Source organism: Olsenella intestinalis (genome assembly GCF_023276655.1).
In the GTDB taxonomy this organism is placed as follows: Bacteria; Actinomycetota; Coriobacteriia; order Coriobacteriales; family Atopobiaceae; genus Olsenella_J; species Olsenella_J intestinalis.
The window spans coordinates 192,567-217,944 of the sequence record NZ_JALGRK010000001.1 but is presented as its reverse complement, the minus strand read 5'-3'; the positions used below and the strand labels follow the sequence as shown (position 1 = coordinate 217,944).

Below are 25,378 nucleotides of genomic sequence, written 5' to 3'. Positions count from 1 at the left end.
GGCCGTCTGGAGGCGGTCGTGCATGCGCGGGAGGGGGATATCCATGTGCACGGGGATTCGATTTGATGACGGCCTTGGCCACATGTACTTCGGCCGCAATCTCGACTGGAGCTGCGGCTACGGCGAGCGCGTGACCATCACTCCCACCGGATGGAAGCCGAACTCGCCCTTCGGCGCGATCGGCGCGATGGGGCACCCGGTCTATGGCATGGGCATCGTCTGCGAGGGCACGCCGCTCTACTTCGACTGCGCCAACGACGCCGGCCTCGCCGTGGCGGGGCTCAACTTCCCGGGATACGCGAGCTACGAGCCCGCGCCCGTGCAAGGCAAGGTGAACGTGTGCGCATGGGAGTTCCCCTTGTGGGTCGCCGCGCTCTTCTCGTCCGTGGACGAGGTGGAGGAGGCGCTCGCGAACGTGGCGATCGTCGACCGTCCCGTGAGCGAGAAGTACGCATGCTCGCTGCTGCACTGGATCATCGGCGACGCGACGCGCAGCATCGTGGTGGAGCACATGGCCGACGGGCTGCACGTCTACCACGACGGCTTTGACGTCCTGGCGAACCAGCCGACCTTCGCGTACCACGAGGAGAACGTGCGCAACTACCTTGCGTGCACGCCCGAGGTCGCCGGCCCCGTCTCGTGGCGGGGCAGCGAGATGAGCGCGTTCGGCTCCGGCAGCAGCATGCGCGGGATCCCCGGCGACTGCTACTCGCCGTCGCGCTTCGTGCGCGCCGCCTACCACAACGCGCACTACCCGCAGAAGGACAGCGAGGCCGAGAACGTGAGCCGGCTGTTCCACACGCTCGGGGCCGTGTCGATGGTCGACGGGGCGGCCAGGATGGGCGACGGAGCGTTCGAGGTCACGGTCTACACCGGCGGCGTCTCGACGCGCACGAACACCTACTACTACAACACCTACGACGACCCCGCGATCAGAAGCGTCGCGCTCGCGGACTTCGACGCGGCTGGGACCGAGGTCATCCAGGCGAGCTAGGGGAGGCTCTTCTCGGCGGCGATGGCGATGCGAGTTGCGTGCGATGGGTGCGCCATCGGCGCAATTCGGATAGCATCGAGGGAAATGGACGGCGAGGAGGAGGACCCATGCAGGACGGATTCGTAGGCGTTGCGGCGAGGAGCCCGCAGGTGCGCGTGGCGGACGTCGACTTCAACGTGGATGCGTGCCTGCACGAGGCGACCGACGCCGCGAAGTTCGACGGCGCGCGCGTGGTGGTGCTGCCGGAGCTCTGCGTGACGGGCTACACCTGCGCGGACCTGTTCTGGCAGGACGCGCTTCTGGACGCCGCGGAGGCGGGCGTCGCGCGGCTCGCCGAGGGCCTTGCGGACCTGGACGCGATCGTGCTCGTGGGCGCGCCCGTGCGCGTGGGCGCCAAGCTCTACAACTGCGCGGTCGCCCTTGCCGGCGGCGAGGTGCTGGGCATCGTGCCCAAGACGCACATCCCCAACTACAACGAGTTCTACGAGGCGCGCCACTTCTGCGCGGGCCCCGAGGAGATCTCCTACGTCGACTTCGCGGGCGCGCGGGGCGTGCCGTTCGGCACGAGGCAGCTCTTCTCGTGCGAGGAGATGCCCAACCTCGTGGTGGCCGCCGAGATCTGCGAGGACCTGTGGGTCGCCGCGCCGCCCTCGATCGACCACGCCCGCGCGGGCGCGACCGTGGTGTGCAACCTCTCGGCGTCGAACGCCGTGGTGGGGAAGGCTGCCTATCGCCGCGACCTCGTGCGCGGGCAGAGCGCGCGCCTCGTGTGCGGCTACGTGTACGCGAGCGCGGGGTGGGGCGAGTCGAGCCAGGACGTGGTCTTCTCGGCGCACGACATGGTCGCCGAGAACGGGAGCCTGCTGGCCGAGGGCGCGCCCTTCGGCGACGCGCGCGCGGCGAGCGAGATCGACGTCGACATGCTTGCGGCCGAGAGGCGCAGGCTGTCGACCTTCGAGGTCGCGCCGTCCGCAGAGAACCTGGGCTACGAGGTCACGCCCTTCTCGCTGGCGGTGCGCGAGACGCGCCTGACGCGCCGCGTGAACGCGCACCCCTTCGTCCCGGCGAGCGTCTCGAGGCGCAACGAGCGCTGCGAGGACGTGCTTGCGATCCAGGCGCACGGCCTTGCGAAGAGGCTCGCGCACACGCACTCGCAGACGGCCGTCATCGGCGTGTCGGGCGGGCTTGACTCGACGCTCGCGCTGCTCGTCTGCGCGCGGGCCTTCGACATCCTGGGGCTCGACCGCTCCGGCATCATCGCGGTGACCATGCCCGGCTTCGGCACGACCGACCGCACGCACGGCAACGCGACGGTCATGGCCGACGCGCTGGGCGCGACGCTGCGCGAGGTGAGCATCGTGGACGCGGTGCGCCAGCACTTCGCCGACATCGGGCACGACGAGCGCACCCACGACGTGACCTACGAGAACGCGCAGGCGCGCGAGCGCACGCAGATCCTGATGGACGTCGCAAACCAGGAGGGCGGCCTCGTGGTGGGCACCGGCGACCTCTCCGAGCTCGCGCTGGGGTGGGCCACCTATAACGCCGACCACATGAGCATGTACGGCGTGAACGCCTCGGTGCCCAAGACGCTCGTGCGCCACCTGGTGCGCTACGTCGCCGACACCACCGACTCCGACGAGCTCTCCGACGTCCTTGTGGACGTGCTCGAGACGCCGGTCTCGCCCGAGCTTCTGCCCGCCGAGGACGACGGAACGATCGCACAGAGGACCGAGGACCTGGTCGGCCCCTACGAGTTGCACGACTTCGTGCTGTACCAGGTGCTGCGCCGCGGCTTCGCGCCGCGCAAGGTGCTGCGCCTCGCGCGCTACGCCCTCGGCGACACCTACGACGACGAGACGATCCTCAAGTGGATCCGCGTCTTCTACCGTCGCTTCTTCTCGCAGCAGTTCAAGCGCAGCTGCCTGCCAGACGGCCCCAAGGTGGGCTCGGTCGCGGTGTCGCCCCGCGGCGACCTGCGCATGCCCTCCGACGCGTGCGCCACGACGTGGCTGCGTGAGCTCGAGGGGCTCAGGTAGGCGGCTTTCGCCTCGGGCCGGAGCCCCGCATGTGACTGTGGACCCCAATGGGCGCGCCTGCCCATTGGGGTTGCATGCTCTTGGGGCGGTAGGCGCGCGCCGTGCCCGTGCGTGCTGCAGGGGAGTGCCAGGCTCTTCTCGCCTGCGTGCGCCCTCTACTAGCACTTCATTTCGATGCCTCAGAAAATCTAAGCGTCCGTTGTAAGATTTTTTCAATTGCGTTGTATAAGCCTGAGGTTCTGGGTATCATTCACAACGTTGGAACAACGGGGCGGCCCGCCGCCTCGCACACGTCGTGCACGCTGTTGCATGCTACTAGGAGGTTCACTATGACTCTCAAGCCTTTGGGCGACCGCGTCCTCGTCAAGCCTGCTCCCAAGGAGGAGAAGACCGCTTCCGGCCTCTACATCTCCTCTGGCGCGCAGGAGAAGCCGCAGCGCGGCGAGGTCGTCGCCGTGGGCGCCGGCAAGATGAACGACAAGGGCGAGCGCATCGCCATCGACGTCAAGGTGGGCGACCAGGTCTACTACGGCAAGTTCGGCGGCAACGAGGTCAAGGTCGACGGCGAGGACTTCCTGCTCCTCCGCGCCGATGACATCTACGCCATCATCACCGACTAGCTTCGACTCGCTTCGCGGCGCCGAGCGCCGCGTGAGAACCAACCAATTGGAGGATCAGAACAATGGCTAAGGATATTGCTTTCGGCACCGACGCCCGCGCCAAGCTCGCCAAGGGCGTGAACACGCTGGCCGACGCCGTCACCACCACCATGGGCCCCAAGGGCCGCTACGTCGCCCTCGAGCGCTCGTTCGGCGCCCCCACGATCACCAACGACGGCGTCTCCGTCGCCAAGGAGATCGAGCTCAAGGACCCCGTCGAGAACATGGGTGCCCAGCTCGTGAAGGAGGTCGCCACCAAGACCAACGACACCGTCGGTGACGGCACCACCACCGCGACCCTGCTCGCCCAGGTCATCGTCAACGAGGGCCTCCGCAACGTCGCCGCTGGCGCCAACCCCATCGCCATTCGTCGTGGCGTCGACAAGGCCGTCAACGCCGCCGTCGAGCAGATGAAGGCCGCCTCCCGCGAGGTCTCCACCTCCGAGCAGATTGCCTCCGTCGGCACCATCTCCGCCGGCGAGCAGGCCATCGGCCAGAAGATCTCCGAGGCCATGGAGGTCGTCGGCAAGGACGGCGTCATTACCGTCGAGGACTCCCAGACCTTCGGCATCGATATCGAGACCGTCGAGGGCATGCAGTTCGACAAGGGCTACATCTCCCCGTACTTCGCCACCAACAACGAGAACATGACGGCCGAGCTCCAGAACCCCTACATTCTGATGACCGATCAGAAGATCTCGAACATCCAGGACATCCTCCCCGTCCTCGAGGCCATCCAGAAGAGCGGCTCCCCGCTGCTCCTCATCGCCGAGGACGTTGACGGCGAGGCCCTCGCGACCCTGATCCTCAACAAGCTCCGCGGCACCCTCAACATCGCCGCGGTCAAGGCCCCCGGCTACGGCGACCGCCGCAAGCGCATGCTCGAGGACATCGCCGTCCTCACCGGCGGCCAGCCCGCGATGAAGGAGCTCGGCATCGAGCTCACCGACATCACCGCCGAGATGCTCGGCCGTGCCAAGTCGGTCAAGATCACCAAGGACAACACCACGATCGTCGACGGCGCCGGCTCCAAGGAGGCCATCGAGGACCGCATCAACCAGATCAACAACGAGATCGAGGTCACCGACTCGGACTTCGACCGCGAGAAGCTTCAGGAGCGCAAGGCGAAGCTCGCTGGCGGCGTTGCCGTCATCAAGGTCGGCGCTGCCACCGAGGTCGAGCTCAAGGAGGTCAAGCACCGCATCGAGGACGCGCTGCAGGCCACCCGCGCCGCCGTCGAGGAGGGCATCGTCGCCGGTGGCGGCGTCGCCTTCCTGGAGGCCTCCAAGGCCCTCGACTCCGTCGAGTGCGCTGACGCCGACGAGAAGATCGGCGTGGAGATCATCCGCAAGGCCCTCGCCGCTCCCGTGAGGACCATCGCCCAGAACGCCGGCTTCGAGGGCTCCGTCGTGGTCGAGAAGATCAAGAGCCTCCCCGAGGGCGAGGGTCTCAACTCCGCCAACGGCGAGTGGGGCGACATGATCGGCATGGGCGTCCTCGACCCCGTCAAGGTCACCCGCACCACGCTCCAGAACGCCGCCTCCGTCGCGTCACTGATCCTCATCACCGAGGCCACCGTCTCCGACGAGCCCAAGAACACCAGCATCGAGGAGGCCATCTCCGCTGCTGCTGCACAGGGCGGCCAGGGCGGCATGTACTAAGGCCTGCACCACGTGCGACCATAGCGGATTGACGTAATCCGTCCTTTTCGGGACCCGGGCGTTTTTACGAGCGCCCGGGTCCCCTTCATCTACAATGGACGTTGGCTGCAACGAGGCAAGGGGGAACCGTGGCCAAGAAGCGTGACATGATCGACGACATCATCGACATCCAGCGAGACTGGCAGGCGGTCTCCAACCCGCTTGGCAACATCGCCGGCACTCTTGCCCAGGACCCCAACGAGGTCAAGGTTTTCAACCCCGCCGACTACAAGAGCCGCCCTCGTTCGAACTCCATCTTCTGCGCGCGCGTCTCGTCCGAGAATCATGACGTGTGCAGCAAGTGCCTCGACGTCTGTCCCGTCGACGCCATCACGATCGAGGGCGCCTCGGTCAAGGTCTCCGACGACTGCCGCAAGTGCGGTCTGTGCACGGCCGTCTGCCCGACCGAGGTGTTCCTGGTCCAGAAGATCATGGCCAACAGCCTCTACGACCAGATCGGCCGCATCGCGAATGCCTACGAGCAGTGCTACGTCACCTGCACCCGCGCCATGGGCAGGCTCCACCGTATGCCTAAGGAGAACGAGGTCGTGCTTCCCTGTGTGGGCGCCATCTCGCGCGAGCTCTGGTTCTCGCTCCTGGCTGACTTCGGCAACGTGAGCGTCTACCTGCCGTTGGGCATCTGCGACAAGTGCCGCACCACCACGGGCGAGGAGTTCCTCTCCGAGCAGATCGCCCAGGCCGAGGAGTGGGCTGAGCGAGGTGCGGGCCTCGAGGTCGAGGAGTCCGAGCTTGACCACGAGCTCTCGCGCGCGTTCAAGCGCAGCCAGTTCATGGGCAGCGTCGCGCGTGCGGGCCAGACGCTGGTCGCCGCATCGAACCCCGCCCTCGGCGGAGCTGCGGCCATCGCGAAGAAGCTCCAGGAGCACTCCGAGCGCGTCTTCGACATGCAGCGCGCGCTCGAGCAGACCGCGGGCGAGAAGACCACGGCCAACCGCCGACGCATCCTCACGCAGGACCGCAAGGCCCTGCTCGCGACGCTCCAGCAGCGCCCCGAGCTCGCCCAGAACTTCAAGCTCGAGGTGCCCACCTGTGACACCTCGCGTTGCACCATGTGCGGCAAGTGCCTCGACGCCTGCCCGCAGCATGCCTGCGACCTCGACCGCGGCGGGCGCTTCTCGGTCGAGGCGGCCTACTGCGTCAACTGCGGCGCGTGCGCCGTCGCCTGCCCCGAGAACGCGCTCGAGATGCGCCCGTGCGACCCTGCCGAGCTCGTGATCGTGGACGAGGAGGCCGAGCGCAAGAAGCGCGCCGCGGAGAAGCAGCGCGCGAAGCTGCGCGAGGGCAAGGCCGAGGCGAAGAAGCAACTCAAGAGGGGCCTCGATGCGATCGAGCGCCTCGCTGACGAATAGGAACAGACGACCAACCGAGATCAGGAGATGAGGACGTGTCGCTTTCGATCGGAATCGTAGGACTGCCCAACGTCGGCAAGTCCACGCTGTTTACGGCCCTTACCAAGAAGGGCGGCCTCGCCGCGAACTACCCCTTCGCGACCATCGACCCCAACGTGGGCATCGTCGACGTGCCTGACGAGCGCATCAACAAGCTCGCCGAGATGGTCAATCCCGCCAAGGTCGTGCCCGCAGCCGTCGAGTTCGTCGACATCGCAGGCCTGGTGAAGGGTGCCAACGAGGGCGAGGGCCTGGGCAACCAGTTCCTGGCGAACATCCGCAACTGCGACGCGATCTGCGAGGTCGTGCGCTTCTTCCAGGACCCCGACGTCGTGCACGTCGACGGTCGCGTCGACCCGGCTGCCGACGCCGACACGATCCAGACCGAGCTCATCCTCGCCGACCTCGGCTCCCTCGAGCGCTCCATCCCCAAGCTCGAGAAGGAGGCCAAGCGCGACAAGAGCATGCAGCCGCGCCTTGACATCGCGCGTCGCCTGCAGGCCCACCTCAACGAGGGCAACCGCGCCGCGACGCTCGAGATGACCGACGACGAGCGTGCCGCCGCCCACGACCTCTTTCTGCTCACGATGAAGCCGATGCTCTACGTCGCCAACTGCGACGAGGACCAGCTCCACGACGAGCACGAGATCGACGGCGAGAAGACCATCGCCATCTGCGCCAAGGTCGAGGCAGAGCTCTCCGAGCTCGACGCCGACGAGGCGGCCGAGTACCTCGAGTCGCTCGGCCTCGAGCGCTCGGGCCTCGAGACGCTCGCGCAGGCCGCCTATCACCTGCTCGGGCTGCAGTCCTTCTTCACCGCCGGTCCCAAGGAGGTCCGTGCGTGGACGGTGCGCATCGGCGCCAAGGCGCCCGAGGCCGCCGGCGTCATCCACTCCGACTTCGAGCGCGGCTTCATCAAGGCCGAGACCATCTCCTACGACGACTACGTCACGCTCGGGGGAGAGCAGGGCGCGCGCGAGGCCGGCCGCCTGCGCATGGAGGGCAAGGACTACGTCGTCCAGGACGGCGACGTCATGGTCTTCCGCTTCAACGTCTAGACCGCCGCGAACATACCGCTGACGAGAAGAGCGCCCCCTCCAATCGGAGAGGGCGCTCCTGCGTTTTGCAAAGCCTTCGGGCGGAACAACTGAACAGGGTCGGACAGGATTATGGGATAATTAGCACCGAATCATGGTACGGTGGCGACAATGAAATCGAAAGGAGCTGCCATGCAGATGGTCCCGGTAAAGGAGCTGAAGGATGCGTCCAGGATCTCAAGGCTATGCCATGAGTCCGGCGAGCCCGTTCATGTAACAAAGAACGGATGCGCCGACATGGTCATCATGAGCACCGAAGTCTATGAGGCCATGGAAAAGCAGGCGAGAGTGGGTCGCACGGTTGCCCTCGTCCAGGAGGGGATTGACGCCGTTGAACGCGGCGAATGCAGGGATGCATTTGAGGCGGTCGCGCAACTGAGGGAAAAGTATGCCCTATAAGGTCCAGATCGCCGCTTCGGCCGAGCGCGCACGTCATCCTAGACCGCCGCGAACATACTGCTGACGAGAAGAGCGCCCCCTCCGATCGGAGAGGGCGCTCCTGCGTTCGCTCTGTCTCTTCTCGTTAGCTCGCCTTGTAGTCCGAGCCGAGGACGACCACGACGTCGACCACGGAGTTGTAGCTGCCGTCGTTTGCGGCCGGGGTCACGTTGAGGCCGAGCTTCTCGGCCACGCCCGCGGCCTTCGCCGCACCGTCGCCGTTGTAGACGATGACCGTCGTCGGGGTCGAGGCGGGCGCGTTGTCGGCGGCCGCGGTGAAGCCGGAGCCGTTGAGCTTGTTCGCGACGTTGGATGCGACGCCTGACTCGCCCGTGCCGTTGAGCACCGACACGTTGCCCGAGTAGACGGGCGTGATGGTGCCGTCGGCGCCCTTGGTGGACTGGCCCACCGAGCCCGCGACGCCTGCGGTGAAGTCCTGTGCGCCGTCGGCGTAGGGCGGCTCGCCCGCGTTCACGCGCTGCATGATGGACTGCCAGGCGGTGGTATCGCAGATCTCGTACCAGGTGTTGTTGACGTACTGCGAGATCGTGGGGCACTGGCCCGAGTAGATGTCGTTGTTGACGTCGATGCCGGCGAACTGGCTCGCGAGCGAGACGATGGTTCCCACGTCGAGGTCGGTGGTGACGTAGCCGGCCAGGGTGGAGATGGTGCTGGCGATGGTCACGGCGTTGGAGCCCATGACCTTGTCGACGACCGAGCCGATCAGCATGCGCTGGTTCGCCTCGCGGTAGAAGTCGCCTCCGCCGTACTCGTCGTAGCCGTGGCGGCAGCGGCCAAGCAGGCCGGCCGTCGTGCCGTCGAGGTGCTGCTTGCCCGCGGGCAGGTCGAGGCCCGTGTAGTCGGGGTCGACGACAGGCACCGGCAGGTCGACGTCGACGCCGCCGATGGCATCCACGATCGCGGCGAAGCCGTCCATGTCGATCTCGGCGTAGTGGCTGATCTTGACGCCGGCAAACTCCTCTACGACCTGCGTGGCGTAGGCCGCGCCGCCCAGCGAGTACGCGCCGTTGATCTTCTGCTCGCCGTTCGAGCCCATGCTGACCATGACGTCACGCGGGATCGAGACGAGCGTGACCTTCTTCTTGGTGGGGTCGACGCGCGCCAGGATGATCGTGTCGGTGCGGAAGCCCGAGTAGTCGGTGCTGCCGGCCTCGGCCGCGCGGTCCTCGTCGCGGTCGATGCCCAGCAGCAGCATGTAGAACGGCTCGGTAACCTTGGTCTCGGTCAGCACGCTGCGCAGGTTGCTGTCGACGTTCTTGGTGATCTTGCTGTTGATGTTTGCGATGTAGGCCGCGGCCGCGACGCCGCCCCCGACCACGAGGGCGAGAAGAGCGATCAGTACCGTGCGGATGACCCTGGACTTCCTGCGCGCCTTCTTGCGCTTGGAGACGTAGTGGGAGAGGCCACCCGACCTCGAGTAGCGAGACGCCTCGTCCTCCTGTGCAAAGCGGCTGTTGGAAGAGTAGGCGGCAGCCGAGCGAGCCCTCTGCTCGGCCTTCGACATCGCCGCGTGCTTGCTGTGGGAACCCAAGATACCTCCCAGCGGTTCGGGCGCCAGGGCGCCTCACCGTAGAAAAATCGTCGTGCACGGGCGCTGGGGTGCGACGCGCCGTGCCTCTGAGTCACGCAGGTTGTGACACGTGCAAATGGCGTTTACAACCCATACATTGTAGTTTGTTCGCGCCCGCGCCGCATGAAGTCCATAAACTGCCTCGATTTGCTTGTGCGACCAGTGCGAATGCTCCCCCAAGCGGCACGTTCGGACCCGTCTCGTGCGCACGTCCGCCCACGTTTATCGCACGTGCTTTGTACTTATTTGGCGACGCTTGCGCACGAGGCGGCACGCGCGGTCGTGAGCAGGTAGAATTTTCCAAACTTTGGCTCGAAACACCCGCGGAGGAACAGATGCAGAATTCCAGGCCCCAGCAGTTCGTCGCCGTGCTCGACTTCGGCGCGCAGTACGGTCAGCTCATCGCGCGTCGCGTGCGTGACCTCAACGTCTACTCCGAGATCGTCCCCTGCGACATCCCGGCCGACGAGCTCGCCGCCATGGGCCCCTCCGCGATCATCCTCTCCGGCGGCCCCGCGTCCGTCTACGCCGACGACGCCCCCGACATGGACGAGAAGATCTTCTCCCTCGGCCTGCCGGTCCTCGGCTTCTGCTACGGCCAGCAGATCATGGCGGTCAAGCTGGGCGGCAAGGTCGGCCACACCGAGAAGGGCGAGTATGGTCCCGCGCAGCTCACGCGCAAGGGCGAGAGCCGCCTGCTCGACGGCACGCCCGACGCGCAGACCGTCTGGATGAGCCACCGCGACGCCGTCAGCGAGGTACCCGAGGGCTTCTCGATCACCTCGGTCACCGAGACCTGCCCCGTCGCCTCCATGGAGGACGCGAGCCGCAACCTCTACGCGACGCAGTTCCATCCCGAGGTGCGCCACTCCGTCCACGGCAACGAGATGCTGAGCAACTTCCTCTTCAACGTCTGCGGCCTGGACAAGACCTGGACCATGGAGGGCATCATCGACGAGAAGGTCGCAGAGATCCGCGCCGAGGTCGGCTCGCGCAAGGTCATCCTCGCGCTCTCCGGCGGCGTCGACTCCTCGGTCGTGGCCGCCCTCGTGCACCGCGCCATCGGTGACCAGCTGACCTGCGTCTTCGTGAACCACGGGATGCTGCGCAAGGGCGAGCCCGAGATGGTCGAGGAGGTCTTCCGCGACCAGTTCAACGTGCCCCTGGTCCACGTCCACGCCGAGGAGCGATACGCCAAGCTCCTCTCGGGCGTCACCGACCCCGAGCAGAAGCGCCGCCTGATCGGCAGCGAGTTCTGGAAGGTCTTCTTCGACGAGGCCCAGAAGATCGGCGGCGTCGAGATGCTCGCCCAGGGCACCATCTACCCCGACATCATCGAGTCCGGCGCGCGCAAGACCGGCGGCAAGGCCTCGACCATCAAGAGCCACCACAACCTGATCCCGTTCCCCGACGGCGTCCACTTCGACCTCATCGAGCCGCTCGACCACTTCTTCAAGGACGAGGTCCGCGAGCTCGGCATCGCGCTCGGCCTGCCCGCCAAGATGGTCTGGCGCCAGCCGTTCCCGGGTCCCGGTCTGGCCATCCGCATCATCGGCGACGTCACGCCCGAGAAGCTCGAGATTCTGAAGAACGCCGATGCCATCGTGCGCGAGGAGCTCGACGCCTACAACCAGGACCTCTTCGAGAAGACCGGCGATCGCAACTCCGAGCACAGCTGCTGGCAGTACTTCGCCGTCCTTCCCGACATCAAGTCCGTTGGCGTCATGGGAGACGAGCGTACCTACCAGCGTCCGGTGATCGTCCGTGCCGTCGAGTCCTCCGACGCCATGACCGCCGACTGGGCGAAGCTGCCCTATGAGGTGCTCGGCAGGATCTCGAGCCGCATTGTCGACGAGGTCGAGGGCATCAACCGCGTCGTCTACGACGTCACGCCCAAGCCTCCTGCGACCATCGAGTGGGAGTAAAATTCGGGACAAAACGGTATTTCATACTCCACCCCGAAACACAACAAAACCGCAGGTCAGAAGTGGTGCGTTTGAGAAATCGGCGCACCACTTTTCTACACTAGAAAACGCTTCTTTCCAGATTATTTGTAGCGGAATAGGTAGCGCCCCAGGATTGCCCAAGGGCGACTCGTGCACTCGTGGGTTATGTGCGTCCTCCCCGTCAGGACGACGTGGCTGTTCTTGTGGTACAGCGGCACTTGGCGCCAAACACGCTTCCCTTGTCTGTCGAATTACTCGATAGTATGATTAGTATAACTAGTTATACCGTGGAGGAGGATACCATGGAGATGCCTGAGGGCAGGGGAGCTTGGACGGCGACGGTTGGTGCCAAGGGGCAGATCGTCATTCCCAAAGAGGCGCGCGACATGTTCGGCATCAAGCCGGGTGATACGCTCGTTATCCTAGGCGATGCCGAGCGCGGCCTCGCCATCCCACCCAAGGAAAAGTTCGGCGAGTGGATCAGCGCGGTGTTCGACGGAGGTGCGCGATGAGGGCGCTCTGGTTCTGCATCCCGGCATACGGCCACACCAACCCCACCATCGAGGTCGTGCGCGAGCTCACAAGGCGTGGCCATGAGGTTCGCTATTACTCGTTCGAGGAGTTTCGCGAGAGAATCGAGGACGCAGGAGCCCAGTTCGTCGCCTGCGACTCCTTCTTGCCGCCTATTGACAAGAAAGCCGAGAAGCGGCTCCGCAGTGTGTCCACCACCGAGATGAGCGTGCAGTCGTTTCGCACGGTCGCGAACCTCGACCCGGTCGTGTCCGAAGATGTCGCGTCCTGGCGCCCCGACGTGGTGGTGACCGACTCGGCGTGCTTCTGGGGCAAGCTGGCCGCGGCCAAGCATGGCCTGCCCTGGGTATGCTCCACAACCACGTTCGCGTTCAACGAGCACTCTTCCAAGTACATGAGCCACAGCGCCACCGAGCTGGCCGACCTGATCCTGGGCCTGCCGCGCCTCAACCGCGAAATCCGCAGACTACGTCCTCTGGGCTACCACGTGAAAAGCGCTCTCGACATCGTGAGAAACAAGCCTGACGACGACACCATCGTCTACACCTCACGGACGTTCCAGCCGTGCTCCGAGACGTTCGACGAGGGGCACTACCGGTTCGTGGGTCCCTCGGTGCGCGACGTGGCCCCCAAGGAGAAGGCCGGCCGACCGTTCGTGTACGCCTCGCTCGGCACGGTGATCAACGACCACCCGGGTTTCTATCGCACGCTCATCGAAGCGCTGCGCGACACCGACGTGGACCTTCTTATCTCATGCGGGAAGGCGTTTGACCCGGCGCGGCTGGGAGAGCTGCCTGGCAACGTGCGCGTGGAGCAATACGTTGACCAGATGGAGGTGCTCTCGCGAGCGAGCCTGTTCGTTACCCACTGCGGCATGAATAGCGCTTCGGAGGGCATGTGGATGGGCGTGCCCGAGCTGCTCTTCCCGCTGACTGGCGAGCAACGTGCCGTGGCGAGACGTGTCGCGGAGGTTGGTGCAGGCACGATGCTCGAGGAAGAGGCGGCACGGAATGGCGCTGCGCTACGCCATGCAGTGCTCGCCGCCTTGGAGGACGAGCGGCTCATTGAGGGCTCTACGCGAATGCGCGACGACTTGCGCTCATGCGTAGGCCCAGCTGGCGCTGCGGACTTCATCGAGCAGGTGGCACGTCGTCATGTGGGGGCTTAAGACCATGCGGCACATCAAAGTGGTGCGTCGATTATTTCGGCGCACCACTTTGCATCACTGGAAAACGTTCCTTTCGGGATAATTCTTCCATGAATTCTTCCATGCGCCGACAGAGCACGCCGAGGGCTCGGCGGGGGAGGAGCCGTAGGCGCGACCGTTCGTGAGCCATGGGGCCGACGCCCGCCGCGGGCGAATTCCGCGAGCGTCGGCGCCGGAGCTCCCCCGCGGTGCGAATTAGCCAAGCTTCAATTCGTGGGCGACGGAGACCCGATCTAACGCGAGTTCGAGCCGCTGCTGTAGTCTCGAGCCCAAGCAATACGAAGGAGGCCGTCTATCGAGTTGATAGGCGGCCTTTTAGCTGTTGCGGGCAATTTGGAAAAGCCACTTGACCCTCACGTTACGTCATAGCTTAGAGTAGCCTTCGTACGGAAGGAAGGAGGCCACGATGAAAACCGTGCACGAGGTGAGCGAGCTGGCGCACGTGAGCGTTCGCACACTGCACCATTACGACCAGATCGGGCTGCTGCAACCAAGCGCCCGAAGCGAGGCGGGATACAGGCTCTACAGCGACGAGGACCTTGCACGCCTGCAGCAGATCATGCTGTTCCGCGAGCTGGAGTTCCCGCTGGCGGACATCCGGGCCATCTTGGACAGCCTGGACTACGACCAGGGCCGCGCGCTCGAGCAGCAGATCGAGCTGCTCGAGCTGCGCCGCGAGCACATAGACAACCTGATAGACATGGCGAAGACCATGAAGACAATGGGGGCGAGGGCATTGAGCTTCAAGCCGTTCGACACGAGCAAGTTGGATGAGTACATGGCAGCCGCGCGGGAGGCGTGGGGCAAGACGCCGCAGTGGGCAGAGTACGAGCAGAAATGGGCCGGCAAGACAAAGGAGGACGAGGCGGTCATGGGAGAGCGTCTGATGAGGTTGTTCGTGCCGTTCGGGAAGCTGGCGGCCGAGGGTGCCGATCCCGCCTGCGAGGAGGCCTGGGCGCAGGTCGCCGCCATCCAGGCGTTCATCACCGAGAACGCCTACAACTGCACGAACGAGATTCTGGCGGGCCTGGGCCGCGCATACGGCAGCGGTGGCGACTTCACGCGCAACATCAATGAGGCCGCAGGTCCCGGTGCCGCCGAGTTCGCCGCCGCCGCGATTGAGGCGTACTGCGCAGGAGCGTGACGAACCGCATGGCATGAAGGGAGGCCGCTCGTCAAAGCTGACAAGCGGCCTTCCGCGTTACTTGTCCTCCAAGGCCCTGCGGATGTCGTCGTAGAGTGGGAATAACGATCGGCACAAATAGAGTCTGTTTAAGGGGCATATTCTCTCATTTTTCTAAAACTACCCCGATAACATGCGTTACACGCCCCAATTGTGACTGTCGCACGGATCGTAGGGACGCCCATTGCTATTGCCCCATCCGCCTGAAATGCCCTCGAGCTCAGAGTCGGAGAGCTCGTAACCCTCCTCCTGGGCGAGGGTGCGTATTTCCTCGGGTGTCTCGCAGCCCTTGAGCTTCGCCTTTACCGCCGGATCCAGTTTCTCGATGTCCATGTTGTCTCCTATTGTGGCGAGCACTCGGACTCTCGCTTCGCCATTTCGTGGCGCGTGGTCGTTCCCTGGTCATCCTGCCGGGTTTCGTACGTCCCAGGCCGTTGGTGGTCGTGGGTGCGCTCGACTACGACCAGGCGAGGTGAGCTTTCCCTTTCTTTCTGCGTCTTGGCTCGCTGCGACCTCAGGAGTCCAGATTGGCAGGACACGAGGGCGTCGACGTCAGTCGCCGCTGCTCAGCGAGGCTCAGCCAGTCAGGCGAGACGTGGCCGCTCGGACCTCGTACGTCCCTTATCGTGGGTTACATTAGGGAGACGGTGCCCGCATCAAGCAATTCACGCCCGTCCGAAGCCAAGCCGTGAGGACCGACATGTTTGAGCTAAGCGACAGCCAGCTGTTCATGCATGCCCTGCAGAAGGCTGGGCTTGCGCAGGAGATCACGCTGTGCGGGAGCGTCCTCATCCCCGAGAGGGTGGACGACGAGAGGCTCCAGGCGGCGGCGAATAAGGTGCTTGAGGCGAACGACGTGCTGCGCTCGTACTTCATCGAGAAGGACGGCAAGACCTACCAGGACTTCGAGCCATATGAGGAGCGGGTCTTCGAGGTCATGCGCTTCGAGAGTGCCGAGGACATGGAGGCGTGGGCCGCGCTCTACGCCACGGTGCCCCTCGACTACCGCGTCGTGCGCGAGGGTGCGGGCCAGTCGTTCGAGGGCGTCGGAAGGCCCGGGCCCAGGCTGGCGTTCAACGTCTGGCGGCAGCAGAGGAAGGTTGCCAGTCGCAGGAGGGAGCTTGGACTCGAGGGCAGGAAGCAAACGTGCTTCGAGCTCACGCTCGTGCAGCTTCCCGAGGCATCAGGTGCCGTTATCAAGATGAGCCACATCATCTCCGACGGCTGGTCGATGGTCCTCGTGGGCAACCAGTTCCTGCATGCGCTGAGGGGCGAGTCGTTCAGGGCATACGGGTACCAGGACTTCCTCGAGGGCGACAAGGCGTACAAGCAGAGCGAGCGCGCGCGGGCCGACAGGGAGTTCTTCAGGGGCGAATGGCTCAGGCACCCAGAGCCGAGCATCTGCTTCCCCGGCAAGCTCTTCTCGTTCGAGGGAAAGAGGAACAGCCTCGACCTCGATGCGGGGCTGTCCGAGAGGGTCCACGCGTATTGCGAGGAGCGGCGCGTGTCGGGGATGAACGTCTTCCTGGCCGCCATCGGGGTCTGCGTGGGCGAGAGGCTTGGCGGCGACCGCTTCCACCTGGGGTCGCTCTCGATCAACCGGACGGGCGTGGCGGAGAAGAACACGGTCGGGCTCTTCGTGAGCACGCTGCCGATGCTCATGGAGGTGCCGGCGGACGTCAGCTTCGGGCGGCTCGTGCTCGACACGAGGGAGCGGGCGTTCTCCGCGATCAGGCACGCCAGGGGCTACGCCAACCCGACCGAGGTGTACGGGAACTACTTCGACCTGTTCGTGAGCTATCGCAGGGAGGTCCTCGATGCCGACCCCAGGGCCGAGATCCGGGAGTACTTCCCGGGGGCGTTCGCGGACTTCGTCGAGCTGTCCATCGTGGAGCACTCGAGCGAGGGCGCGCTCACGATGTACCTTGACCATAACTGCAAGGTGAGCGATGGCGAGGCCATGGGCCTCTTGCGCGACGTCGAGTCCGTCGTGGAGCGGGGCATCGCGAACGACGGCCTGCCTGCGCGACCTCCGTCGAGGGGAGAGTCATGTTTGAGAGCGTGAAGGGCATACTCGAGAAGTACACGGAGAGCGAGGTGCGCGAGGACTCGTCGCTTATGGGCGACCTGGGCCTGACGTCGTTCGACCTCGCGGTCATCGTGAGCGAGTTCGAGGAGAAGTTCTCCATCTCGGTCGAGGATCGCGACGTGGTGGGCCTCGTCACCGTGAAGGACGTCGTCGAGTATCTGGAGAAGAAGGTCGGCTGACCGAGCGGCGATGCGCCCCGGGCGCATTGCTGCTGCGTAAGGATGCGTGAGGTCTGGGCGTGCTGACGACCGAGCAATGGCAGAGGCTCTACCGGCAGATCGACTCGGTCGATCTGAGGTCGATGCTCGAGGTGCGGGTCAAGGGTGACCCCGAGGGCATCGCCTTCGTCTATGGCGTCGGCGACGATCGTACCGAGAAGAGCTGCAGCCAGTTCTTGGGCGACGTCCTGGCGCTCGCCTCGCATCTGCATGACAGGTACCAGCACGAGAAGATCGCTCTTATCGGCGAGAACAGCTACGAGTGGATCGTCGGCTTCTTCGCGACGATCATCTCGGATAACGTCGTCGTCCCGCTTGACAAGGACCTGCCCGTCACGGACCTGGACGAGCTCGTCGAGCGCTGTGGCTGCGCTCTTCTCGTCCACTCGCGTACCTACGCCGACGTGGCCGAGGCGCTTGGCGAGGGTCGCGCGCTCGAGACGCTGTCGATGGCGGACGTCGCCGAGATGCTTGCCGGCCGCGGCGAGGTCGAGTTCGCGCATCGGCGGGATCCCGACGACGTGTGCGCGATCTTCTTCACGTCGGGCACGACCGGCAGCCCCAAGGGCGTCATGCTCTCCGAGAGGAACATCAGCCACGACAGCTACTACTCCATCTTCGACCTGTGGCTGGAGGGCGACTCGGTCCTGACGCTGCCGCTGCACCACACCTTCAGCCTCGCCGTCGGCGTCATCGGCGCGTACGTCTGCGGCCACGCCATCTACATCTCGCGGGGTCTGCGCCACTTTGCCGCGGACCTCGTGCGACACCGGCCCGCCAGCCTCTGCGTCGTCCCCCTCTACCTGGAGACGCTCCACAAGCGCATATGGCAACAGGCCAAGGCCGACGGGCGCGAGGGCAGGCTGAGGCGGGCCCTGCGCCTCAGCAGGGTCCTGAGGAGGCTCGGCATCGACGTGCGCCGGCGGCTCTTCGGGCAGATCCACGAGGGGCTTGGTGGCCGGCTGACCGACGTCATCTGCGGCGGCGCGTACCTCGACCAGGACTATGTCGACTTCTTTGGCGACATCGGCATCAACATCTACAACGGCTACGGGATCACCGAGTGCTCGCCGATCGTGTCGGTGAACAGGGCCGAGAAGAGCGTGGCGCACTCGGTCGGCAGGCCGGTCTCGTGCCTCGAGGTCGCCACGCTCGGCGGGGAGATCTGCGTGCGGGGCGACGCCGTCATGCTTGGCTACTATGACGACGCCGCCGCGACCCGCGAGGCCCTTGCGGACGGGTGGTTCCACACCGGGGACCTGGGATACGTGAGCGACGACGGCTACGTTTTCATGACCGGGCGGAAGAAGAACCTCATCATCCTCTCCAACGGGAAGAACGTCTCGCCCGAGGAGCTCGAGGGGCGCCTCGCGCGCATCGACGGCGTGAGCGAGGTCGTCGTGACGGGCGAGGGCGACCGCATCGTGGCGGAGGTCTACTCCAAGGAGGGGCGCACCGTCGACGCCGACGTCGAGGATCTCAACCGCAGGCTTCCGCCGTACAAGCGCATCGCCGAGGTGCGTTACCGCGACACCGAGTTCCCGAAGACGACGACGCAGAAGATCAAGAGGTAGCGCGCCTGCGGCGCACGCCTGCTGGCTTCGCGATGGGCCATGTCTGTCCGACGAAACATTACCGCCAATGGCGGTATAGATGTGGCGGTATTGGTACGAGTGGTGGGAGGTCACGGGGTAAGGCTAGAAGCTATTCTCGGCGAGCCAACGCTCGGCGCGTGCGACGAGATCGGTCTCGTCGGTGCCATCCGCGAGGATCACGCGCTCGGCGGGCAGGTCGCCGAAGAGGTCGAGGTGGGCGTTCTCGGCGACGGTGTTCTTGAGGTAGTTGTGGTCGGCGCAGAACGTGGGGTCGGGCATGAGGCGGCAGATGTTGTAGGCCTCGAGGATCGTCGTGACCGGCGCGCCGTGGTAGGTGAGCCCCGCGAAGCGCGAGAGGTCGGCGCCGATCTCGCCGGCGTCGCGGTAGGCGCGGGCGACGTCGTGCAGGAAGGCGAAGTCGTCTGCTTCGAGGGGCTCGAGCGTCTGGGTGGAGCGGACGTTCTCGCGGACCTGCTCGATGGTCGACATGCCCGAGAGCGTTGCCATGACGCCGTCGAAGCTGCCGGCGTAGCGCAGCGCCCACTCGGCGGGCGTGGCCTGGGGGTCGCGCGCGCGGAGCATGGCCGCGACCTGGGGCGGGACCTGCGAGAGGCCGCCGCCCTTGACGGGCTGCATGATGACGACGCGCCGGCCGTGGCGGCGGACGGTGTCGTAGACGGCGCGTCCCTGGATGAGCTCGCTGTCGGCGTCGATGTAGTTGAGGGCGATCTGGACGAACTCGATCTCGGGGTGCTCGGTGAGGATGCGGTCGAGCAGCGCGGCCGAGCTGTGGAACGAGATGCCGAGGTGGCGCACCTTGCCCTGCTCGAGCCAGCGCCGCGCGTGGTCGAAGAGCCGGTAGCGCCTGACCGTGCCGCCGCGCCCGTCGATCCCGTCGTAGTTGATGGTGTGCACGTTGTGCAGGAGGTAGTAGTCGACGTAGTCGACACCGAGGTTCTCGAGCTGGCTTGCGAAGACGGGTTCGATCTCGGCCTCGCCCGACATGTGGAAGGTCGGGTACTTGGTGGCCACGGTGAAGCTGTCGCGCGCGTGGCGCTCGACGACGGCCTTGCGGGTGGCCTCCTCGCTTCTGCCCTCGTGGTAGATGTGGCTCGTGTCGAAGTACGTGAAGCCGGCCGCCATGAACTCGTCGACCATCTGGCAGATCTGCTCGTAGTCGAAGTCGGTGGGGTCGCCGCCCCTCACGGGCAGGCGCATCATCCCGAACCCGAGGGGGCCCTTGAGCGCCACGCGCTCCTCCTTTCGGCAGCCGTGACGCGCGCGGCCGCAGGGGATACCTGTCAGGCTTGATGCTAGCAGGACGCCTGCGGCTGCGAGTGGCAAATGGACGACGTGCGCCCCTGCGTCGGCGCGCGTAGAGTTTCAAGTTCATCGAGAAACACATCCCGCACCCATCGAAACATGTCCGGCTGAGTGCTGGGCCAGGCGCCGCAACCCCCAATCTGTTGCCGAGGGCCGGAGAGGCCGTACTCGAGGCTGGCGAGGCACGAGCGCAACTCCATCGAGAGGATGCTCGACCGGGGCACCTCGTGCCGCGAGATCGCGCGCGAGCCGGGCAGGGCGCCGTCGACGGTGGCGGGCCAGGTGGCGCGGCACCGCTTCGCCACGGCGCCGAGGGCCCGCCACGGGGAGCCCGCGCCCGGGAGGCTGCGCCCGCTCGAGGCGGTCGTGCATGCGGGCGGGAGGCAGCCCCGCCCCTCGTGCGCTCCGCGATGATTGCGGTATTGCATATTCTTCGCGGTTACGTGCTGCGATGCCGATGTCTATGCATCCTGATTGCGCGTGTCCCTCCGAGGGCGTCCGTGAGGGGCGTCCGGTGCGCAAAAACAATGCTCCGTGGCAATCTGGTGCACGCATATGCCAGGCGGTTGCCAGGCGTATGTGCATAGTTTCTCTCTTGTATATGGGAGTTCGTGGTTCTTTATGCAACGCCTGTCGGCGCGGGCGGTATGCAGTCGCTATAACCTTGCCACGGGGCGCCCGAATTGCATGGCCACCCTTCGAATCTTTCCACGGAGGCATGCTTTTGCACCGTTCGCGCGACCCCCGAAGTCCCGTATCATGCGACTAACGCCTCCATGCATTTGTTCTTGGCTTTAGACCGGCAAATAGAAGCATTCCCATAGAACGAGCGAGGGCAGGCACTACAGGTCGATGTCGGAGTCCACCTGCACGTAGATGTCGTGGCCGGGATAGAGCTCGCCGAGCTCGCCCTTGATAGCGGAGACGACCGCCTCGCCTAGGACAGCGCGGCGTAGTCGGCGTCGGCGACCGGTTCGAGCCAGACGTTCACGGTGTTCTCGCCCGGGACCTCGATGGCGAGGTGGGAGAACCACGAGTCGGGCGCGGCGCCGTGCCAGTGCTTGACGCCGGTGGGGATGTTGACGACCGAGCCGGGCGTGAGCTCGACGGCCGGCTTGCCCTCCTCCTGGTAGTAGCCGCGTCCGGCAACGCAGACCAGGATCTGGCCGCCGCCGGAGGTCGCGTTGTGGACGTGCCAGTTGTTGCGGCAGCCCGGCTCGAAGGTCACGTTGTAGACGCCGACCTGCTCGGTCGAGACGGGCGCGAGGTAGCTCTGGCCCACGAAGTACTGCGCGAAGGCGTCGTTGGGCTCGCCGATGGGGAAGACCATCTGGGCGGCGTGGGCGCGCATCGCGGCGTCGGCGCCGTCGGCGTCGGCCGTGTCGTCGTCGGCCCATACCTCCTTGGCGAGGTTGAAGGTTGCCCAGGCCTTGGGCCAGCCGGCGTAGAAGGCGGCGTGCGTGACGATGGCGGCGATCTCCTCGCGGGTGACGCCGTGGGCCTTCGCGTTCTGCAGGTGGTAGGCGAGCGACGAGTCGGTCATGCCCTGCGCCATGAGCGCGACGACGGTGACGATGCAACGCTCTTTGGTGTCGATGCCGGCGGCGTTCCAGTTCTCGCCGAAGAGGACGTCGTCGTTGAAGTGGGCGAAGTCGGGGGCGAAGGCGCCAAGCTGGTCGCGGCCCGCGGTCTGGGTGATCCTGTCTGCCATGCGGTGCTTCCTTTTCGATGTGGGCGTAAGCGGTGGCGTGGGCTCTTCTCGGCTAGCGCAGTCCCTTCTCGAAGAAGTCCTGGAGCCTGTCGAAGGGGATGGCGTCGAAGTTGTCGTAGAGGTCGACGTGGTTGGCGCCCGGTATGATCATGAGCTCCTTGTTGTCGCCCGTGAGCTGCTCGAAGGCTCCTTCGCTAAAGTAGCGCGAGTGGGCCTTTTCGCCGTGGACGAGAAGGACGGGGCTGGCGATCTCGGGCGCCATCGCCAGGAGCGGCTGGTTCAGGAAGGACATCGTGCCCGTCGCGTTCCAGCCGTCGGTCGAGTTGCCCGAGCGCTCGTGGTAGCCGCGCTCGGTCTTGTAGTAGTCGTGGTAGTCGCGGACGAACTGGGGCGCGTCGTCGGGCAGGGGGTCGACGACGCCGCCGGCGCGCACGGGCTCGCCGCTTGCGAAGTCGGCCGTGCGCTGGGCGGCCCAGGCCGCGCGCTGGCGGTCGCGGGCCTCGCGGGTGTCGTCGGCGCCGAAGTAGCCCTCGCGCGCGATGCGGCTCATGTCGTACATGGTCATCGCGGCGGTCGCCTTGATGCGCGGGTCGAGCGCCGCGGCGTTGATCGCCATGCCGCCCCAGCCGCAGATGCCGATGATGCCGATGCGCTCGGCGGCGACGTCGTCGCGGCAGGAGAGGTAGTCCACGGCGGCGCAGAAGTCCTCGGTGTTGATGTCGGGGGAGGCCACGCGGCGCGGCTCGCCCGCGCTCTCGCCGGTGAACGACGGGTCGAAGGCAACGGTCAGAAACCCGCGCGCGGCCATCTCCTGCGCGTAGAGGCCGCTGGACTGCTCCTTCACGGCGCCGAACGGGCCGCTCACGGCAAGGGCGGGCAGGGGCTCCGCCGCGCCACGGGGCTTGTAGAGGTCGGCTGCCAGCGTGATGCCGTAGCGGTTGGCGAAGGTCACCTTGCAGTGGTCGACGCGCTCGTCGCGCGGGAACACCTTGTCCCACTCGCTCGTGAGGTTGAGGTTCTTGGTAGGGTTCATGCTCTTCTCCTCTGCATTCGTGTCGTCTGTGGTACGGTATGCGTCGGACGATAGAACCTAAACCTAACTTTAGGTCAAGAGATTCACAGGAGCATCATCATGTACACCATCGGCCAGGTATCCGAGATGTTCGACATCCCCGTCTCGACGCTGCGCTACTACGACAAGGAGGGGCTGTTCCCCTCGATGGAGCGCAAGAACGGCATCCGCCGCTTTGGCGAGGCGGAGGTGGAGGCGCTGCACGTGATCGAGTGCCTGAAGGCGTCGGGCCTCGAGATTCGCGACATCAAGCAGTTCATGCAGTGGTGCTCCGAGGGGCCGGCGACCTACGGCGTGCGCCGTGAGCTCTTCGAGCGTCGGCGCGAGGCCGTGCTCGAGGAGATGGCGCGCCTGCGCCGGACGCTTGCGATGCTCGAGTTCAAGTGCTGGTACTACGACACGGCGATCGCCGACGGGGGAGAGGAGCGCATCGCCTCGCTGATGCCCGACCGGCTGCCGGCAAAGGTGCAGGGGCTCTATGACTATGCCCATGGGCTCGAGTCGCGCGAGGCCGAGCCGACGCCGGCATAGCGGGGCCATAACGCGGCGACGGCCATCCGCCGCGCCTGCCGCGCCCGATTCGCCCACGACCGCCGATTGGTGCCCCATGCGGCCGCGGCCCCACGTGCGCGCTCATATAGACTCTGCCTTGAATGCCAGTTGAGCGGGGTGTCGTCGGCACCTCGCCCGGGGGTCGCCGCGCGCGGCCGGACGGGTGTCCTATGGACGACAAGGCAAGGGCCACGGCTCAATCCGAGGCACGGCAGCGCCTCAGGCGAACCGGCGGGCGAGGGCGCCGTCGGTCGCGTCGTTCGGTGCGCGAGCAGGCGCTCTTCCTCTTCTTTCTCCTCCTGTTCGCCGTCGCCTCCATGTGGCTCGACCGTGGCTCGGAGGCGCGCTACGCGGGGCTGGTCGAGCCTGTCGGCTCTGGCTGGACCGCGACGGATGGCTCGACCGTCGACCTTGCGGCCCTGCCGACCGGCTCGCATGACCTGGCGAAGGACATCACCAGGCTCGTCTCGACCGACCGGTCGCTCTGCTTCAAGAGCGTCGACACCGTCTTCGACGTCTACGCCGACGATCGGCTCATCTACAGCTACCGTCCCGAACTCGTCAGGCGGCTCGGTGCGTCGTACGGCATGTACGTGCACACCATCGCGATACCCGAGGGGACGCACACGCTGAGCCTGCGCGTCGATCCCGTCTTCCCCACTACGCCCGCGGCCCTCGACGACGTCTCGATCGAGGACGGCGGCCAGTACATGACGACTCTGTTCAGAAGCAACTTGCCCGCCTTCGGCTACTCGACGCTCATCGTGATCGTGGGCCTGGTGTTCCTCTCGGTCGCCATCTTCTGGCGCCCGGTCGCAAACAGCTTCGAGCTCGACTTCCTCTCGCTCGGAATGCTGTTCATCCTCATTGGCATCGTCGGGCTCAACGACACGCTGCTCCTGCAGGTCCTGACGAGGCATCCCGCCTTCGTGCGCGTCATCTCCTACGTGTGCCTGATGCTTTTGCCCTACCCGGCGATTGCGTTCTTTGCGAGCGCGACGGGCAGGGGGTACTCTCGGCTCGCCACGGCCTCCCTCGTGGTCTGCCTCGCCAACTTCGGCTTCCAGGTCTTCATGACGCATCGCGGGATATCGGACTACTTTTACCTCGTCAGCGTGAGCCACGTGATCATCCTGCTGTCGTTCGTCGTCTGCGCCTACATGCTGGTCCGTGCGATCCGCGAGAAGGCGATCAGCGAGGAGCTCATCCGCTGCCTGCTCATCGGCCTTTCGGCGGTCGCGGTGGGCGGCGTGGTGGACGTGCTGCTCTACCACTCGTCGCAGAGCTTTGGCTCGACCAGCTGCTCTCGCATCGGCGTGATGATCTTCGCGGTCCTGATCTCCCTCTTCCTCGTGCGCGAGCAGAACCGCTCGATCAAGCTCAAGCAGCAGGAGGACTCCGTGTTCGTCAGCGAGCTCACTACCGCCTTCGCGCGCCTGATCGACATGAAGGACCGCTACACCAACGGCCACTCCTTCCGCGTCGCCCAGTACACCGCCATGCTCGCGCGCGAGCTCGGCTGCGACGACGACACGGTCGAGAAGTACTACCGTATCGCGCTCCTGCACGACGTCGGCAAGATCGCCATCCCGCGCGAGGTGCTCAACAAGCCCGGCGCGCTCACCGACGAGGAGTTCGAGCAAATCAAGTCGCACACGACCAAGGGCTACGACGCCCTCAAGGACATCAGCGTCATGCCCGAGCTCGCCACCGGCGCCCAGTCTCACCACGAGCGCCCCGACGGCAGGGGCTATCCCAGCCACCTCAAGGGGTCCGAGATCCCGCGCGTCGCGCAGATCATCGCCGTCGCCGACGCCTTCGACGCCATGTACTCCAACCGTCCCTACCGCAGTCGCATGAACTTCGAGGTCGTCGTCTCGATCATTCGCGGCGCATCCGGCACCCAGCTCACCCCCGACGTCGTGGACGCCTTCCTTCGCCTGGTCGAGAAGGGCGAGTTCCGTGCTCGCGACGACGACGGGGGTGGTTGTACCACGGAGATCGACAACGCCGGACGCTAGCGT

22 protein-coding genes are annotated in these 25,378 nt (G+C 65.7%); 17 read left to right on the top strand and 5 right to left on the bottom strand.

The annotated features are described in order from the left end of the window. The first annotated feature begins 43 nt into the window (after positions 1 to 43). The 7 genes from bsh to M5D76_RS00785 all read left to right on the top strand — a co-directional run bounded on the left by bsh (position 44) and on the right by M5D76_RS00785 (position 8,297). Positions 44 to 994, top strand: coding sequence for a choloylglycine hydrolase (bsh, locus tag M5D76_RS00815; protein ID WP_248921517.1), 951 nt, complete (start codon positions 44 to 46; stop codon positions 992 to 994). A gap of 107 nt (positions 995 to 1,101) precedes the next feature. Continuing rightward, complete coding sequence (locus tag M5D76_RS00810; RefSeq protein WP_248921516.1) at positions 1,102 to 3,033, top strand: NAD(+) synthase; 1,932 nt, start codon at positions 1,102 to 1,104, stop codon at positions 3,031 to 3,033. Positions 3,034 to 3,362: 329 nt separating this feature from the next. Beyond that, positions 3,363 to 3,653 (top strand): co-chaperone GroES, encoded by a 291-nt coding sequence (groES, locus tag M5D76_RS00805; protein ID WP_248921515.1) that lies wholly within the window; start codon positions 3,363 to 3,365, stop codon positions 3,651 to 3,653. 62 nt (positions 3,654 to 3,715) lie between these two features. Next, positions 3,716 to 5,353, top strand: a complete 1,638-nt coding sequence (gene groL, locus M5D76_RS00800; RefSeq protein WP_248921514.1) for a chaperonin GroEL — start codon at positions 3,716 to 3,718, stop codon at positions 5,351 to 5,353. 128 nt (positions 5,354 to 5,481) lie between these two features. Then, on the top strand, positions 5,482 to 6,762 hold the full coding sequence (locus M5D76_RS00795; RefSeq protein WP_248921513.1) for a 4Fe-4S binding protein: 1,281 nt from the start codon (positions 5,482 to 5,484) through the stop codon (positions 6,760 to 6,762). Between the two features lie 35 nt (positions 6,763 to 6,797). Further along, a complete protein-coding gene (gene ychF / locus M5D76_RS00790; protein WP_248921512.1) occupies positions 6,798 to 7,859 on the top strand; it encodes a redox-regulated ATPase YchF in 1,062 nt (353 codons plus the stop codon). Positions 7,860 to 8,030: 171 nt separating this feature from the next. Further along, the gene (locus tag M5D76_RS00785) at positions 8,031 to 8,297 is read left to right on the top strand and encodes a type II toxin-antitoxin system Phd/YefM family antitoxin (RefSeq protein ID WP_248921511.1); all 267 of its coding nucleotides are present in this window, start codon (positions 8,031 to 8,033) and stop codon (positions 8,295 to 8,297) included. A gap of 124 nt (positions 8,298 to 8,421) precedes the next feature. Here the strand turns inward: M5D76_RS00785 and M5D76_RS00780 are convergent, their stop codons facing one another. Beyond that, positions 8,422 to 9,888, bottom strand: a complete 1,467-nt coding sequence (locus M5D76_RS00780) for an LCP family protein (protein WP_248921510.1) — start codon at positions 9,886 to 9,888, stop codon at positions 8,422 to 8,424. Positions 9,889 to 10,262: 374 nt separating this feature from the next. Here M5D76_RS00780 and guaA point away from each other — a divergent pair, with 374 nt between their 5' ends. The 4 genes from guaA (at position 10,263) to M5D76_RS00760 (ending at position 14,755) form a co-directional block, all read left to right on the top strand. After that, positions 10,263 to 11,852 carry a glutamine-hydrolyzing GMP synthase gene (guaA, locus tag M5D76_RS00775; protein WP_248921509.1) on the top strand — a complete coding sequence of 530 codons (1,590 nt, stop codon included), beginning with the start codon at positions 10,263 to 10,265 and terminating at the stop codon, positions 11,850 to 11,852. Between the two features lie 323 nt (positions 11,853 to 12,175). Further along, entirely contained in the window at positions 12,176 to 12,385 is a 210-nt protein-coding gene (locus tag M5D76_RS00770) for an AbrB/MazE/SpoVT family DNA-binding domain-containing protein (RefSeq protein ID WP_248921508.1), read from the top strand. Continuing rightward, on the top strand, positions 12,382 to 13,572 hold the full coding sequence (locus M5D76_RS00765) for a macrolide family glycosyltransferase (protein WP_248921507.1): 1,191 nt from the start codon (positions 12,382 to 12,384) through the stop codon (positions 13,570 to 13,572). Before M5D76_RS00770 ends, M5D76_RS00765 begins: the two co-directional genes overlap by 4 nt. 445 nt (positions 13,573 to 14,017) lie before the next feature. Beyond that, complete coding sequence (locus M5D76_RS00760) at positions 14,018 to 14,755, top strand: MerR family transcriptional regulator (protein WP_248921506.1); 738 nt, start codon at positions 14,018 to 14,020, stop codon at positions 14,753 to 14,755. Between the two features lie 177 nt (positions 14,756 to 14,932). Here the strand turns inward: M5D76_RS00760 and M5D76_RS00755 are convergent, their stop codons facing one another. After that, a complete protein-coding gene (locus M5D76_RS00755) occupies positions 14,933 to 15,127 on the bottom strand; it encodes a Nif11-like leader peptide family natural product precursor (protein ID WP_248921505.1) in 195 nt (64 codons plus the stop codon). A gap of 367 nt (positions 15,128 to 15,494) precedes the next feature. Here M5D76_RS00755 and M5D76_RS00750 point away from each other — a divergent pair, with 367 nt between their 5' ends. Genes M5D76_RS00750 through M5D76_RS00740 form a run of 3 tightly spaced genes read left to right on the top strand, consistent with a single transcriptional unit; the run spans position 15,495 to position 18,675 of the window. Then, on the top strand, positions 15,495 to 16,859 hold the full coding sequence (locus M5D76_RS00750) for a condensation domain-containing protein (protein WP_248921504.1): 1,365 nt from the start codon (positions 15,495 to 15,497) through the stop codon (positions 16,857 to 16,859). Next, positions 16,844 to 17,062: an acyl carrier protein gene (locus tag M5D76_RS00745; protein WP_248921503.1), complete on the top strand. Its 219-nt coding sequence runs from the start codon at positions 16,844 to 16,846 to the stop codon at positions 17,060 to 17,062. The genes M5D76_RS00750 and M5D76_RS00745 overlap by 16 nt, the downstream gene beginning before the upstream one ends. Before the next feature lie 59 nt (positions 17,063 to 17,121). After that, positions 17,122 to 18,675: an AMP-binding protein gene (locus tag M5D76_RS00740; protein ID WP_248921502.1), complete on the top strand. Its 1,554-nt coding sequence runs from the start codon at positions 17,122 to 17,124 to the stop codon at positions 18,673 to 18,675. A gap of 123 nt (positions 18,676 to 18,798) precedes the next feature. On the opposite strand, the gene M5D76_RS00735 is transcribed toward M5D76_RS00740, so the two are convergent. Further along, entirely contained in the window at positions 18,799 to 19,947 is a 1,149-nt protein-coding gene (locus M5D76_RS00735; RefSeq protein WP_248921501.1) for an aldo/keto reductase, read from the bottom strand. Between the two features lie 183 nt (positions 19,948 to 20,130). On the opposite strand from M5D76_RS00735, the gene M5D76_RS09080 reads away from it, so the two are divergent. After that, positions 20,131 to 20,433, top strand: a complete 303-nt coding sequence (locus M5D76_RS09080; protein WP_346348390.1) for a helix-turn-helix domain-containing protein — start codon at positions 20,131 to 20,133, stop codon at positions 20,431 to 20,433. Positions 20,434 to 20,956: 523 nt separating this feature from the next. On the opposite strand, the gene M5D76_RS00730 is transcribed toward M5D76_RS09080, so the two are convergent. Together M5D76_RS00730 and M5D76_RS00725 are read right to left on the bottom strand one after the other, a co-directional pair. Continuing rightward, positions 20,957 to 21,730: a carboxymuconolactone decarboxylase family protein gene (locus M5D76_RS00730; RefSeq protein ID WP_248921500.1), complete on the bottom strand. Its 774-nt coding sequence runs from the start codon at positions 21,728 to 21,730 to the stop codon at positions 20,957 to 20,959. Positions 21,731 to 21,782: 52 nt separating this feature from the next. Beyond that, entirely contained in the window at positions 21,783 to 22,763 is a 981-nt protein-coding gene (locus M5D76_RS00725) for an alpha/beta hydrolase (RefSeq protein ID WP_248921499.1), read from the bottom strand. 99 nt (positions 22,764 to 22,862) lie between these two features. Between M5D76_RS00725 and M5D76_RS00720 the strand changes: the two genes are divergently transcribed. Together M5D76_RS00720 and M5D76_RS00715 are read left to right on the top strand one after the other, a co-directional pair. Beyond that, complete coding sequence (locus M5D76_RS00720; protein ID WP_248921498.1) at positions 22,863 to 23,333, top strand: MerR family transcriptional regulator; 471 nt, start codon at positions 22,863 to 22,865, stop codon at positions 23,331 to 23,333. A gap of 191 nt (positions 23,334 to 23,524) precedes the next feature. Further along, entirely contained in the window at positions 23,525 to 25,375 is a 1,851-nt protein-coding gene (locus M5D76_RS00715; protein ID WP_248921497.1) for an HD-GYP domain-containing protein, read from the top strand. Positions 25,376 to 25,378 lie beyond the last annotated feature (3 nt).

Coding starts and splice junctions, on each gene's coding strand:
- bsh (WP_248921517.1), top strand. CDS start 44: ATGTGCACGGGGATTCGATTTGATGACGGCCTTGGCCACATGTACTTC.
- M5D76_RS00810 (WP_248921516.1), top strand. CDS start 1,102: ATGCAGGACGGATTCGTAGGCGTTGCGGCGAGGAGCCCGCAGGTGCGC.
- groES (WP_248921515.1), top strand. CDS start 3,363: ATGACTCTCAAGCCTTTGGGCGACCGCGTCCTCGTCAAGCCTGCTCCC.
- groL (WP_248921514.1), top strand. CDS start 3,716: ATGGCTAAGGATATTGCTTTCGGCACCGACGCCCGCGCCAAGCTCGCC.
- M5D76_RS00785 (WP_248921511.1), top strand. CDS start 8,031: ATGCAGATGGTCCCGGTAAAGGAGCTGAAGGATGCGTCCAGGATCTCA.
- guaA (WP_248921509.1), top strand. CDS start 10,263: ATGCAGAATTCCAGGCCCCAGCAGTTCGTCGCCGTGCTCGACTTCGGC.
- M5D76_RS00770 (WP_248921508.1), top strand. CDS start 12,176: ATGGAGATGCCTGAGGGCAGGGGAGCTTGGACGGCGACGGTTGGTGCC.
- M5D76_RS00765 (WP_248921507.1), top strand. CDS start 12,382: ATGAGGGCGCTCTGGTTCTGCATCCCGGCATACGGCCACACCAACCCC.
- M5D76_RS00760 (WP_248921506.1), top strand. CDS start 14,018: ATGAAAACCGTGCACGAGGTGAGCGAGCTGGCGCACGTGAGCGTTCGC.
- M5D76_RS00755 (WP_248921505.1), bottom strand. CDS start 15,127: ATGGACATCGAGAAACTGGATCCGGCGGTAAAGGCGAAGCTCAAGGGC.
- M5D76_RS00750 (WP_248921504.1), top strand. CDS start 15,495: ATGTTTGAGCTAAGCGACAGCCAGCTGTTCATGCATGCCCTGCAGAAG.
- M5D76_RS00745 (WP_248921503.1), top strand. CDS start 16,844: ATGTTTGAGAGCGTGAAGGGCATACTCGAGAAGTACACGGAGAGCGAG.
- M5D76_RS00730 (WP_248921500.1), bottom strand. CDS start 21,730: ATGGCAGACAGGATCACCCAGACCGCGGGCCGCGACCAGCTTGGCGCC.
- M5D76_RS00725 (WP_248921499.1), bottom strand. CDS start 22,763: ATGAACCCTACCAAGAACCTCAACCTCACGAGCGAGTGGGACAAGGTG.
- M5D76_RS00720 (WP_248921498.1), top strand. CDS start 22,863: ATGTACACCATCGGCCAGGTATCCGAGATGTTCGACATCCCCGTCTCG.
- M5D76_RS00715 (WP_248921497.1), top strand. CDS start 23,525: ATGGACGACAAGGCAAGGGCCACGGCTCAATCCGAGGCACGGCAGCGC.